Annotated in this window: 13 protein-coding genes; 9 read left to right on the plus strand and 4 right to left on the minus strand. The window is 62.5% G+C overall.

All coding sequences use genetic code 11. The annotated features are described in order from the left end of the window. The 4 genes from QZY44_RS13930 to QZY44_RS13945 form a co-directional block, all read right to left on the minus strand. Nucleotides 1-791: hypothetical protein (locus tag QZY44_RS13930; protein ID WP_295447183.1), on the minus strand; the 791-nt coding region annotated here is incomplete at its 3' end. A 58-nt stretch (nt 792-849) separates the two neighbouring features. Beyond that, nucleotides 850-3,252 (minus strand): EAL domain-containing protein, encoded by a 2,403-nt coding sequence (locus QZY44_RS13935; protein ID WP_295447185.1) that lies wholly within the window; start codon nt 3,250-3,252, stop codon nt 850-852. Nucleotides 3,253-3,300: 48 nt separating this feature from the next. Next, nucleotides 3,301-4,518, minus strand: a complete 1,218-nt coding sequence (locus tag QZY44_RS13940; RefSeq protein WP_295447187.1) for a TonB-dependent receptor — start codon at nt 4,516-4,518, stop codon at nt 3,301-3,303. A 2-nt stretch (nt 4,519-4,520) separates the two neighbouring features. After that, nucleotides 4,521-4,955: a hypothetical protein gene (locus QZY44_RS13945; protein WP_295447206.1), complete on the minus strand. Its 435-nt coding sequence runs from the start codon at nt 4,953-4,955 to the stop codon at nt 4,521-4,523. Nucleotides 4,956-5,359: 404 nt separating this feature from the next. Here QZY44_RS13945 and QZY44_RS13950 point away from each other — a divergent pair, with 404 nt between their 5' ends. The 9 genes from QZY44_RS13950 to QZY44_RS13990 form a co-directional block, all read left to right on the plus strand. Continuing rightward, the gene (locus tag QZY44_RS13950; RefSeq protein WP_295447189.1) at nt 5,360-7,252 is read left to right on the plus strand and encodes a propionyl-CoA synthetase; all 1,893 of its coding nucleotides are present in this window, start codon (nt 5,360-5,362) and stop codon (nt 7,250-7,252) included. 115 nt (nt 7,253-7,367) lie between these two features. Then, nucleotides 7,368-8,309, plus strand: coding sequence for an Rpn family recombination-promoting nuclease/putative transposase (locus QZY44_RS13955; protein ID WP_295447191.1), 942 nt, complete (start codon nt 7,368-7,370; stop codon nt 8,307-8,309). Nucleotides 8,310-8,594: 285 nt separating this feature from the next. Continuing rightward, on the plus strand, nt 8,595-8,921 hold the full coding sequence (locus QZY44_RS13960; RefSeq protein WP_295447193.1) for a hypothetical protein: 327 nt from the start codon (nt 8,595-8,597) through the stop codon (nt 8,919-8,921). A gap of 40 nt (nt 8,922-8,961) precedes the next feature. Beyond that, entirely contained in the window at nt 8,962-9,435 is a 474-nt protein-coding gene (locus QZY44_RS13965; RefSeq protein ID WP_295447195.1) for a hypothetical protein, read from the plus strand. Nucleotides 9,436-9,572: 137 nt separating this feature from the next. Then, a complete protein-coding gene (locus QZY44_RS13970; RefSeq protein WP_295447196.1) occupies nt 9,573-9,971 on the plus strand; it encodes a hypothetical protein in 399 nt (132 codons plus the stop codon). After that, nucleotides 9,968-10,372, plus strand: coding sequence for a hypothetical protein (locus QZY44_RS13975; protein WP_295447198.1), 405 nt, complete (start codon nt 9,968-9,970; stop codon nt 10,370-10,372). Before QZY44_RS13970 ends, QZY44_RS13975 begins: the two co-directional genes overlap by 4 nt. A gap of 227 nt (nt 10,373-10,599) precedes the next feature. After that, entirely contained in the window at nt 10,600-11,289 is a 690-nt protein-coding gene (locus QZY44_RS13980) for a GntR family transcriptional regulator (RefSeq protein ID WP_295447200.1), read from the plus strand. 14 nt (nt 11,290-11,303) lie between these two features. After that, entirely contained in the window at nt 11,304-12,188 is an 885-nt protein-coding gene (prpB, locus tag QZY44_RS13985) for a methylisocitrate lyase (RefSeq protein WP_295447202.1), read from the plus strand. A gap of 60 nt (nt 12,189-12,248) precedes the next feature. Next, the coding region (locus tag QZY44_RS13990; RefSeq protein WP_295447204.1) for a citrate/2-methylcitrate synthase at nt 12,249-12,831 on the plus strand (583 nt) is incomplete at its 3' end.

A 12,831-nucleotide genomic window follows, 5' to 3' on the forward strand; every position in this document is an offset into this window, starting at 1 on the left:
CCGCGGGCGACTTGATACAAATAGCGCACCGTCACGGAGCAACCGGACGCGGGATCGGCGGTGCCGCAGTGCAGGATATCACGCTGTTTCGCCTCGGCACTGTTCAGGTCCTCGGTCGCGGCCCTGAGCACCTCAGGCAGGCCCTGCTCCAGCATCACCGTACGCAGTCGACCTAAATCATCGTCCCAATGGATCCTCGTGGCCAGCTCGGTGATCGCCGAGGAGGCGGGCGTCAGCATCAACTCCAGATAACTGACCCGTCCGGCACTGGCACGGGATGCTACTTCTGCCAGCATGTCGCCCCGGTGGCTGCTGGTCGCTTCGCCAAATTTGGCGAAGCTGTCGAAAAACTGATCATGCCCACTGAGTCCGGAGGCAGCCGGATTACGCATCGACCAGGCATCGATCATGCGGCGATAAAGCGATGCATCAGTTTGCGCCTTGGTGGCCGGCAGTTGGCCCGCATCTTCATGGCACGGCGGCTTGCTCAGAGTCAGCGTCTGATTATTGACACAGAGCCCGTCTTCAGCCGCCCATCCCAGCATGGATTCGGCATAGATGGCGCCCGACAAATGGCTATGCAGATCGCCGCCTTTTGGCATGTCCTTGAGAAAGGCCCACAGCAGCGGTGGCTGCGAACGTAGCGTGCGCAAATGCTCAACCGTGCGCGTCTGCGCTGGACTGCCAGACAGCGCTTGGACCGGTGACGACAGACTCACGCAAGCGGTTATGACCGCACCAGTGCAGAGGATCTTCAGTATGTAATCAATGCGCTCTCTAATACGGCTCACGCGGGGTTGCTCCAGTGTCTTTTCTGGCGATCATGACCTGCCCAGCGCCGACGCGCCCTTACCGTGGACCATAGACCGCCGCCCGTGGCCAAGGGCCGTGTTCGGCGATGAGTGTCGGCCGGCCAAGAAAATAGCCTTGGGCGCAGTCCACTCCGAGCTCACCCAGGACCGCATAAATCGCCGCACTCTCGACAAATTCCGCCGTTACTCGCTTGCCCATGCCATGGGCCATATCGGTAATGGCCTTGACGAAGATCCGGTCCTCGCGGTTCGTCGCCAGATCGCGGATGAAGGTACCGTCGATCTTGATGTCGTCCACCGGTAGGCGCCGCAGATAGACGTAGGAGGCATAGCCGCTGCCGAAGTCGTCGAGGGCGAAGCGGCAACCCAGTTGCTGGATCGCTTGCATCAGTTGATTTGCCCGGGCGATGCTCGCCACCGCCACGGTCTCGGTCACCTCGAAGGTGAGGCGCGTCGGGGCCACCCGCTGCTCGGCGAGCAGCCGCTCGATATCCGGCAGCAACGCCGGGTCGTCCATGGCACCGCCGGACAGATTGATCGACAGTCGCAGACGCGGGTCCCGGGCCAGGAGGCGGACGGCCTGCGTCAAGACCCAGTGATCGATGGCTTGGATCTGGCCGGTCTTCTCCGCGACCGGGATGAAGCGGTCGGGATAGACCAACTCGCCGCGGATGTCGCGCAACCGCAGCAGCGCCTCCCAATGCTCGATGACGCCCGTGGCGACCGCGACGATGGGTTGAAAATGCAGCTCGAAGCGCTCGTCGCGCAGGCCCTCCGCAATCTTGTCCCGCCAGGTGACACGGGCGTCCGCCTGCTCGCGGGCCTGGTCCTCGGCCGAAAACAGGTGCCAGCGACCGCGCCCCTTATCCTTGGCCTGAAACATGGCGAGATCCGCATTGGCCAGGATCTCCTGTGGCTCCTGACCTTGATCCGGGAACAGGGCGATGCCGATACTGGCGGTGACCCGGTGGACGCGACCATTCTCGCGCACCTGGATCGAGCGCACCGCCGCCTGGACGCGCTCGGCACACACCAGTGCGTCGGCGTCGGTACACTCCGGGAGTACCAAGGCAAACTCGTCACCACCCAGCCGGGCCAGAATGTCGCTCGGATGGGTCAGCGTACTCAACTGCTCGGCCACCCGTTGCAACATCCCGTCACCCACCTGATGCCCACTCAAGTCGTTGACGTCCTTGAACTGATCAAGATCGAGAAAGAGCAGGGCACCGCGGTGGCCGAAACGCTGCGCCTGATCCAGCACGCGACCGAAGTCCTCGTTGAAGCGCCGGCGGTTGTAGAGCCGCGTCAACGGGTCATGGTCGGCCAGCCACACCAGGCGGGCCTCGGCCTCCTCACGGTCGCGCTGGAGTTGTTCCATGCGGTCAGTGAGGGTCTGGGCGGTCTCGCTGAGATGGTCCAGTTCGTCAGTCGGGGTCAGCCGGCCGCCCACCGGGGGCAGGCTGGAGCGCAGTTCCGCGTACCGGTTATCGGCCAGCAGCGGCAGTGCCGCCACGATGCGGCGCAGCCGCCCCACCGAGGACTGGGCGAGCCAGAACAACAGTGAGCCGGACAGGATCAGGCCACCCAGGCCAAGCAGGATGCTGATGCGCGTGGCCGTGCGGATCGCCTGACGTTCCGCCGTCACCTCGTCGACCACGAGCGCCGCCACCCCGGGGGCCAGATCATCGACCCGGAAGACCTCGAACCACTGGCCGCCGAGTTCACCCAGCACCCGCTGGCCACGGCCGCTGCTGCCCGCGAGCGCTGGGGCCAGGGTGCGAATGATCGGCGCGGTCCGGCTCGGATGGGTCATGGCCGGAAAGTGCGGCGGTGCGTCCACCGACGCCTCAGCGCTGGTGTTGAACACCGCCACCTCGGCGGCGGTGAGCGCGTTGAAGGCCAGCAGGGCATCGGCGAGCGAGCGCCCGAGCACCAGGGTCCCCGCGGAGCGTCCCTGCCACAGGACGGGCGCGGCGAGAAACTGGAGACATTCGGGCTGACACGCGAGCACCTGGGTGACACTGTCGTCCTTGCCGGTGAGGGCCACGATCAGTTCGGCCCCCGGGGCCTGGGCGTCGGCCGGCCAGACCAGGGCGGCCCGGCCGGCCGGGGTGATCCAATAGACCGAGCGGACATCCCACTCCAGGCCCAGCAGGGCGCCATCACTCTCCAGGCCGCGGCGTAGGCGCTCATCGAAATTGGGCGCTTGATGCGACGCGGGGTCCGGCCCCAAAAGCGGTACGACACTTACCAACCGGGTCATTTCCTCGTAGTTGCGCCCCAGCAAGCCGCGCAACTGACGCACCTGGTTCGCCCGTACCCCCGACTGCTGAAGATCGAACTGGGCCGATGATTGCCGATACGCCATGAACGCCAGCGTCCCATTCACTACCAGCAGCACCAGCGACAGGGCGATCAGGGCCTGCCAGCGCAGGCTCATGAAGGCCGGTCGGGTCCGTTGCGCGCGCGAACTATCCACGGTGATCGATTAGAAGCGCACGGCGATTTGCAGCGCAAACAGATCCCAGTCCTTCGCCAGAGCGGCCGGATCATTCTCCCGCGTCGAGATGGTGTAAGTCCCCTGGTGACGCGCGTAATCGGCCCTCAGCATGACCTGCGGATTGATATCCCAACGCACACCGAACGTCCATATTTTGGCGAAATAATCACTGGGCGGGATCAGTCCACCGAGCGCCGCGGACGCCTGCACGCCATTGCGATCCCGGCGGTCGGCGAAGCCCTCCTCATAGCGCAAGACCAGGTCCACCGTCGGCAGTACACGATAGGTCCCTTGCAGGTAATAGCCTTCACCGGTGCTTTTGCGGTAGGGGAAGTACGCACCAAAGCCACGCCACTCCAGGGGCAACCGGGAGTACTCGGAGGTCAGGGTCCAATGCTCTGCATTGTATTGCGCCGAGAGGATCAGGTCGCTGATCTGCATTTGGCCCGCGTCCAGGTCGGGGGCACTCTGCCCGGGTCGGTACCCAAGGGTGGAGGTGATTCCGCTCAACCCCAGCCGTAGCCGCTCATGAAAGGCCGAGTACCACAGATTGCCGACCCAGGTGAGCCCGTGAGGCACGAACTTGCCGGGATAGTTGGCGCCCAGGAAGACCCATTCGACATTCTCATCAAGCACGGCCTGACCGCCGCCCAGGGTGAGTGAGAGATCGCCGTAGCGGGTCGCCAGGTCCCCGTAGAGCATCAGCCCGTCGGTGGAGAGGATCATGTTACGCAGCTTATCGAAATAGATGACTTGGGGCAGAAAAATACTCGGACGGGTGAAGGGGACATCGCGGGTCTCGTTGTACAGCCCCAGCGGGTTCTTGAGGCGCCCGGCGCGCACCCCAAAACGGCCAGTGACCGTCTCGGCCAGCGTCACGTCCACCAGCCCGTAGTCCAGGACCGGCGAGCCGTTTGACATGCTCGCCGCACGCCGCGCCAAGATCTGCCCGGAGAACAGGATGCGCGGGTTGAACTGATAGGACGCGTTGAGCGCCACCTCAATGAAGTTCACGGCGCCGCCCCGCGTACTGCCCAAGAAACGGTTAGCGCTCGTCTTGACCCCGGTCACGCTGGCGAAGCCATGGATCTGCAGACGGTCTCCCTGAAGCCGCTCCCACAGCGACGGCACACGGCCCTCGCCCGCCACCGCGGCAGCACTGAGCAGGAGTAAGAGCCACATGGCCAAACGGACAATCAGAGCCATGATCAGCGAACCTCCAGTGGGCGAACGGACGCGCCGGCGGGCACGGACTCAACATAGCCGATCGCCCCGGGGGTGGACGCCACGCGCCAGAGCATCTCGGCCTCGCTCGCCACCGCGGTCGGGGCCTGGCCGGTACCGGAGAACAGTTGCCGGTCCCACACCCGGCGCAGTTGGTAGGGAAACAGCCCCAACACGGTATTGCTGAAGCGACGGTGCAGCGGATCACCGTCCGGCAACACGAAGACCTTGACCGGCACGCCGTTCGGCCAGGTCTTGAGCCGCAAGGTCAGGTAGAGGCGCGCCTCATTGGTCGTGATCGTCGTCACCCCGACGCCAGGGTGGACGATCACCTCTTGGGCGAGGAGCGCCGGCGGTGCCGACAACTGGGCGAGCAACAGGACGCTGGCAGCGGTTGCGCACTGTCGCCACCAATGCACCGAATTCAAGCCAAACCCCCGCGGGGGCCGCCGGGAAGGACCCGCGAACCACAGCCATCCGTGTACATGTTGTGCCTGCTAGGCATGAAAGCTCGCCTGGTTACGACTGAGGCTGACGCCAGCGACGCGGCCACTGCCGCCACGCCGCAGGCATCCGTCAACCCGCCAGGCCCGCATGGGCGGGCAGTTCAAGGGTCAACCCCGCGCAGTGGCAGCCCCGGCCGACAGGATAGCCGGGATCGACCGCCGGGTGTAGTGGATAGAGACGCGCAACACCATTTCGGTGACCATTGCGCGGTGCGCCGGGACCGACTAAGGTTGCGGCGGGCTAATTCAACAGCCACACCAGACAGCCACACCGCTGCACCGCCCGGGGCCGCGGTCACCCCAACGGAGGAAATGCCATGGGCTACCAAGCCAGCTACGACCGCTCCATGAGCGATCCCAACGCTTTTTGGGCGGATGCCGCCCGCCTGATCGACTGGATCAAACCCTGGGATCGGGTCCTGGACGACTCCACTCCCCCTTTCTACCACTGGTTTAGTGGGGCCGAACTCAACACCTGTTACAACGCGGTGGACCGCCACGTGGCCACGCGCGGTGACCAAGCTGCGATCATCCACGACAGCCCGGTGACGAATTCTAAGGAAATCATCACCTATCGACAATTGCAGGAGCGGGTATCGCGCTTCGCCGGGGCGCTGCAAGCGCTGGGCGTGACCAAGGGCGATCGGGTCATCATCTACATGCCGATGGTGCCGGAGGCGCTGATCGCCATGCTCGGCTGCGCCCGCATCGGCGCCATCCACTCGGTGGTCTTCGGCGGCTTCTCCGCCCGGGAACTGGCCACCCGCATCGACGACGCCAAGCCGAAGGTCATGGTGGCCGGTTCCTGCGGCATCGAGACGAACCGGATCGTGCATTACAAGCCCCTGCTTGACGAGGCGATCAACCTCGCGGAGCACAAGCCCGAGCGCTGCATCCTGTATCAGCGCCCGCAGGAGCCCGGCACCCTGGTCGCCGGCCGCGACATCGGCTGGGCGGAGGCCGTCGCCGCCGCACAACCCGCCGACTGTGTCCCGGTGGCCGCCACCGATCCGCTCTACATTCTCTATACCTCCGGCACCACCGGCGTCCCCAAGGGTGTCGTTCGCGACAACGGCGGACATGCCGTGGCCCTGGCCTGGAGCATGGCCAACATCTACGGCATCAAGGCCGGTGAGGTCTTCTGGTCCGCCTCGGACGTGGGCTGGGTCGTGGGTCACTCCTACATCGTCTACGCCCCCCTGCTGGTGGGCGCCACCACCGTGGTCTACGAGGGCAAGCCGGTCGGCACCCCGGACGCCGGGGCCTTCTGGCGGGTAATCGAAGACCATGACGTCAAGGTCTTGTTTACCGCCCCGACGGCGTTTCGCGCCATCAAGCGCGACGACCCCAACGCAGAGCACCTCAAGCGCTACAACTTGAGCGGCTTCCGCGCCCTGTTCCTGGCCGGCGAGCGCTGCGACCCCGACACCCTGCAATGGGCCGAGCGCATCCTCAAGGTCCCGGTGATCGACCATTGGTGGCAGACCGAGACCGGTTGGGCCATCGCGGCCAACTGCCTCGGGCTGGAACTGCTGCCGGTCAAACCCGGCTCCCCCACCCGGGCGGTCCCGGGCTACAACGTCCAGGTCCTGGACGAGGAAGGCGAGCCGGTCAAGTCCGGCGACATCGGCCGGATCATGATCAAGCTCCCCATGCCGCCCGGCTGCCTGCCCACCCTATGGAACAACGACGAGCGCTTCGTCCAGTCCTACCTCGCCATCCAGCCCGGATATTACCTTACTGGTGACGCGGGATACATCGACGAGGACGGCTACATCTACGTCATGAGCCGCATCGACGACATCATCAACGTGGCCGGCCACCGCCTGTCCACCGGCGCGATGGAAGGCGTGCTGGCCAGCCACCCGGACGTGGCCGAGTGCGCGGTCATCGGCGCCGCCGACCAACTCAAGGGCGAACTGCCCCTAGGCCTGGTGGTGCTGAAGAATGGGGTCGACCGGGACCCGGCGATCATCCGCAAGGAGCTCGTCAACAAGGTCCGTGACGACATCGGCCCGGTCGCGGCCTTCAAGACCGTGGTCATCGTCCCGCGCCTGCCCAAGACCCGCTCCGGCAAGACCCTGCGCGGCACCATGAAGAGCATCGCCGACGGTAAGGAGTACAAGGCCCCGGCGACCATCGACGATCCGGCCATCCTGGACGAGATCGAGGCCGCGCTGGCAGCCATCGGGTACGCCAAGCACGGCTGAGACGCCGGGTAAGCGCCCCTCTCCCGCCGCTGGCGGGAGAGGGGTCGTGGGGGGCGGGAGCGAAACCCCACCGCCCACTTGCCAGCCAGGCCGGAAATGGCTAGCCTCTGGTGCCATGGACGACCTCGCAACACCTCACGACGCCTTCTTTCGCGAGAGCTTCGGCCGCCGCGAAATCGCCCAGGATTTCCTGCGCCACCATCTGCCGTCGCGACTCCTCGCCACCATCCACCTCGACACCTTGGAGATATCCAAGGACACCTACGTCTCCAAGGATCTGCGCTCGGCGTACTCGGATTTAGTCTATCGGGTGCAGTGCCGCAATGGCGACGGCGAGTTGACGATCTACCTGCTGTTCGAGCATAAGAGCACCCCCGAGCACTGGACCCTGCTGCAACTGTTGCGTTACATCGCGGCCGAGGGTGAGCAGCACCGCAAGCAGCACCCCGACGCACGGCATCTCCCGCCGGTCTACCCCCTGGTGATCTACCACGGCGAACGCCTCTGGCAGGCGCCGCGTAGCTTTCACGAACTGGTCGCACCCCTGCCGGACGCACTGAAGCCCTTCGTCCCCCAGTTCACGTATGCCCTTCACGACCTGTCCGTCCGCACCGACGCCGAGATCAAGGGCGACGTACTGACCCGACTGGTCCAGTTGGCCATGCGCTGGATCTTCAGCGACGAGCCCATCGCGCGGCTGCGCGAACTGTTGAACCTGATCGAGCAAGTAGCCGACCAGGCCACCGCCCTGGAGCTTCTCGAATCCCTGCTGCGATATTACGTCCAAGGCACCCAGCGCGTGGACGAGCAGGACGCCCGCAGGCTGCTGCAACAGACATCAAACGGAGACCCGATCATGCAGACCTTTATCGACCGCTACATCGAGCAAGGAAGACAACAGGGGGAAGTCAGGATGCTATTGCGTCAGATCGAACAAAAGTTCGGTCCCCCGAGCGAGTCGGTGCGCCAACGCATTGCCGAGGCGGACGCCGACACCCTGTTGCACTGGTCCGAGCGCATCCTCACCGCCGACACAGTGGATGCGGTATTACACTGACCGGTTCCGCCGTCGCCCCCCAGGGGCAGATGCACCCGCAGGGGCGAGTCGGCAAGCGCCGCATGGTCAGGCCAGCGCTCGGAAACTCGGCTCCTCGGGGCATATGATCAGACCAGTCAACGCACCGCGAAACTCCTTAAGGACATTCCCGGAACGCCACGCGGCAGGGTCGAAGCTCACCCATTTTGGCCTGATGTACCTAGACACAGAGTGGTTCCAGCATCGACTGATTAGGGTGAACGCCCCGATTCCGATTCTAAATCCTACCGCAAATGGTTATAGAAAATGAATTTAGAAAAAGCACCAACCGCCGATCTTCCCGAAACCTTTGATCAAGCGATCGTTTGCATTTTTGATAACAATGACAATCCTTTCTTGAGGCAGCGTCTTGAGGACTCTTTTCGATGGTTGCATGATGATTTACGGATGAAACCAGATGTATACGACATACTGCAGACGAAAGATCATAACGAAATAGTCGACAAGATTGCTCCCTTCCTTTATTACCCCGCGAAAGATGCATATGACGCGATAGCCAGGCAGTACGCGGCGAAAGTCTTAGGGCAAATTGGCGGAACCAAGGCTAGGCAAAGACTTAATTCAATATATTGAGTTCTGTTTGCAGCACAAAGAATCGCTCGCGGATTGGACGATGACCATATCTCTGACTATTCGATCAATTTCGAAAATCGCAGATAGATGCGCCCTTGAATATCTGGTCGAGTTACTTCATAAGAAGCATTATAATGGAAATTATTATCTCCATAGTATCTATATAGACGACATAAAAGACATTCCCATCATCGAGAGTTTAGCCTCGCTAGCTCAGAAATGCAAAGATCAGGGCCGTGAAAATGACACGCAACCCGCACTTGCACTGGCAGGAGACGCCATTTCGCGCTTCATCATTAGGATAATGACGGAAAACGCAGAAAATCGACTGGACATCGACTTCAAAACAAAATATCGAATCATCAACGCTGGCATTCATGCTTTAGGTGAAATTGCCGACCCCGCATCAGTTGATCTTTTGATTACCTGCGCAAACTTTGATTTCTCCGCAGTAGACAGAGATTACGCTGACATGTACCCCATATATGAAGATAACACATTCTGGCTGCACTAAGATCCGAAGCAGTAATTGCCGCCATTGGTGCGCTAGGCAATATAGGCGATCATAAGTCCATAGCGGCACTATGCAGGAGATATAAAATCTTCCATCGAAGAGGGGAGCACCTCTATTTTTCGATAGAGCGCGCGATCATGGACAAGGAGAACGCCACCACCACCATACGAGCACTAATTGCGTGCATTGAAAATCACAAGAATAATGAATCGGAAACGACCACAGTTCAAAATGCGGTTAATTTCATTTATGAGATATTGATATTAAATGAAATAAAGGACTTTGCTGTAGACAAAGAAATACGCGACGAGATTATCGCTTGCGTGTTACCGTTAAATGTAAGAAGCACCCTAAACAGCATTCGCGTGGCCAACACTATCACGGACAGTGGGACAATAAAGAGCACATATAATCTGGATGGCTCATCAAGAGAATATTGGTCAATAACCATGATCGAATTTATTTTGTTGAAGCTCGACTATCCGTTGACGGATTTTATTTTCGAAAACCCGTGGCGTTACGGAGACGCCGAGTGACCCAATATGACGGCAGCAATCGTCTTGTAAGGCACAGATTTTCAAGTACGGCCAACCGGATCTCGGTGCCACGCCCGAGCCGGCGCTGGGAAGTCCTGATAAGAATCCGTTTCGCCATTTTCTCATCCCTCAATCGCTTGTCAAGCAAGCGGCACGGGGCCAGCAATGCCAAATTTGTGCGACATCGTGCAATCCTGCCGGCGACCAGTTTTGAGGACACTATCCGCCACGCTTTTTCATTGGGCGGCGACGGCGACACGCTGGCCACAATCACCGATGGCGTCGCCGAAGCCTTGTTCGGCATCCCCGAGACCATCGCCCGACAAGGCTGGAACTCCCTCCCCGACGACCTGCGCAAAGCGCTGACTCAAGTCTGTCAGCAAGCCAATTCAGTGACTTGACACACATCGCGGACGAGCATCAGTAAGGCTTGTCTCGACCCTCCTCGTTCCGGCGCCACCAATGGCCGGAGGTGGAATCAGAGGCGCGGGCGGCGCTTGGCACGCGCAGCGCGTGCCAGGCGCCGCCCGCGCCTGCTCAATGCTCTATATTGTCGACAGACCATCTTGACATCGTCCAAGAACGGGCTATATTTCGCTCCACTCAAACCAGATTGTCGACACTTTGAATGGACGCCATCGCGCAGCCCCTGCCGGAGGAGACCTCCACCATCGCCGACCGCGTGTTCGGGCAACTGCGCCTGGCGATCGTCGAGGGCAAGATCCCGGCCGGCAGCAAGATCAGCGAACCGGAGACTGCCGCCCGCCTGGGGATCAGCCGCGGCCCGCTGCGCGAGGCCATGCGTCGGCTGGAGGCCTGCAACCTGGTCGAGCGCCGGCCCAACATCGGCGCACGGGTCATCACCCTCTCCAACGAGCAATTGATCGAGATCTATCTGATCCGCGAGGCCCTGGAGGGCATGGCCGCGCGCCTCGCCGCGGAGCGCATGTCCACGGCTGGAATCAAAGATATCAAGGCGTTGCTGGAACAGCACCGGCGCGAGATCGCGCGCGACGACTGGCAGGCCTATTTTCAGAAGGAAGGGGACATGGATTTCCATTACCGCATCGTCCAGGGCAGCGGCAACCAGCGCCTGATCGGCATCCTGTGCGACGACCTCTACCACCTGGCGCGCATGTACCGCTGCCAGTTCGGGATGGTCAGCAACCGGGCGCGCGATGCACTCAAGGAACACGAATTGATCGTCGACGCCATCGCCGAGCGGGACGGCGAACTGGCCGAACTCATGATGCGCCGACACATCCGCGCCTCCCGCCAAAACGTCGAGCGCCAACTCGCAACTGACACCACCACCTAACCACGGATCGACCCATGACCCAAGCGAACACCCCCGGCGCCCGTCTGCGCCAAGCCGTCAAAGCCGAACGCCCCTTGCAAGTGGTCGGCACCATCAACGCCTACCACGCCATGATGGCCGAGCGGACCGGCTATCGCGCCATTTACCTGTCCGGCGGCGGGGTCGCGGCTGGGTCATTTGGCGTGCCGGATCTGGGCATCACCAGCCTCAACGACGTGCTGGAAGACGTACGCCGCATCACCTTCGCGAGCCAACTGCCGCTGTTGGTGGACGCGGACACCGGCTGGGGCGGTGCCTTCAACATCGCCCGCACGGTGCGCGAGATGTCCCGCGCCGGGGCGGCCGGGATTCATATCGAGGACCAGGTGGCCGCCAAGCGTTGCGGTCACCGCCCCAACAAGGCCATCGTCTCCAAGGAGGAGATGGTCGACCGCATCAAGGCGGCGGTGGATGCCCGCACCGATGACCTGGTGATCATGGCACGCACCGACGCGCTGGCCGTGGAGGGGATCGACTCCGCCATCGAGCGCGCCATCGCCTGTGTCGAGGCCGGCGCCGACATGGTATTCCCCGAGGCCATCGTGGAACTCGACCAATACCGCCGCTTCGCCGCCGCCGTGGGGATGCCGATCCTCGCCAACATCACCGAGTTCGGCGCCACCCCGCTCTACACCACCACCGAGTTGGGCGAGGCCGGGTGTTCACTCGTGCTCTATCCGCTCTCCGCCTTCCGTGCTATGAACCTGGCGGCGCTCAACGTCTACCAGGCGATCCGCCGCGACGGCACCCAGGCCAACGTGGTGGACACCATGCAGACCCGCATGGACCTGTATGACTATCTGAATTACCACGGCTTCGAGCAGAAGCTCGACGCCTTGTTCGCGGCGGATAAGGACTAAACGTCACTTCCGCAGTTGCAGACGATCCCATCAATGACTGAACCAAGAAGAGAGATCAGCATGGCCGAGCAAGAGAGCACATTGCCGAAGGCGAAAAAGTCCGTCGCACTGTCCGGCACCGCCGCCGGCAACACCGCCGTCTGTACCGTCGGGCGCACCGGTAACGACCTGCATTACCGTGGCTACGACATCATCGATTTTGCCGACCACGCCGAATTCGAGGAAATCGCCCACCTCCTGATCCACGGCCACCTGCCGAGCCGCCCGGAGCTGGTCGCCTACAAGCGCCGCCTGCGCGCCATGCGCGGCCTGCCCGCGGCGCTCAAGACCGCCCTGGAGCAGCTCCCGCCCTCGGCCCATCCGATGGACGTGCTGCGCACCGGCACCTCACTGCTCGGCTCGCTGGAGCCCGAGAAGGAGTCGATGCCCTATGCCGGCGCGCGCGCCATCGGCGACCGCCTGATCGCCTGCTCCGGCTCGATCCTGCTGTATTGGCACCACTATGCCCACCACGGCCGGCGCATCGAGGTGGAGACCGAGGACGACTCCATCGGCGGGCACTTCCTGCACCTGCTGCACCAGCACACCCCCTCCACCGCCTGGGTGCGCGCCATGCACACCTCGCTCAACCTCTACGCCGAGC

This window comes from uncultured Thiodictyon sp. (genome assembly GCA_903837595.1).
GTDB lineage: Bacteria > Pseudomonadota > Gammaproteobacteria > Chromatiales > Chromatiaceae > Thiodictyon.

What these genes read in the sequence shown, in the direction of transcription:
- QZY44_RS13970 (WP_295447196.1), top strand. Translation starts at nt 9,573, where the DNA reads ATGGACAAGGAGAACGCCACCACCACCATACGAGCACTAATTGCGTGC.
- QZY44_RS13955 (WP_295447191.1), top strand. Translation starts at nt 7,368, where the DNA reads ATGGACGACCTCGCAACACCTCACGACGCCTTCTTTCGCGAGAGCTTC.
- QZY44_RS13960 (WP_295447193.1), top strand. Translation starts at nt 8,595, where the DNA reads ATGAATTTAGAAAAAGCACCAACCGCCGATCTTCCCGAAACCTTTGAT.
- QZY44_RS13940 (WP_295447187.1), bottom strand. Translation starts at nt 4,518, where the DNA reads ATGGCTCTGATTGTCCGTTTGGCCATGTGGCTCTTACTCCTGCTCAGT.
- QZY44_RS13965 (WP_295447195.1), top strand. Translation starts at nt 8,962, where the DNA reads ATGACCATATCTCTGACTATTCGATCAATTTCGAAAATCGCAGATAGA.
- QZY44_RS13950 (WP_295447189.1), top strand. Translation starts at nt 5,360, where the DNA reads ATGGGCTACCAAGCCAGCTACGACCGCTCCATGAGCGATCCCAACGCT.
- QZY44_RS13935 (WP_295447185.1), bottom strand. Translation starts at nt 3,252, where the DNA reads ATGAGCCTGCGCTGGCAGGCCCTGATCGCCCTGTCGCTGGTGCTGCTG.
- prpB (WP_295447202.1), top strand. Translation starts at nt 11,304, where the DNA reads ATGACCCAAGCGAACACCCCCGGCGCCCGTCTGCGCCAAGCCGTCAAA.
- QZY44_RS13980 (WP_295447200.1), top strand. Translation starts at nt 10,600, where the DNA reads ATGGACGCCATCGCGCAGCCCCTGCCGGAGGAGACCTCCACCATCGCC.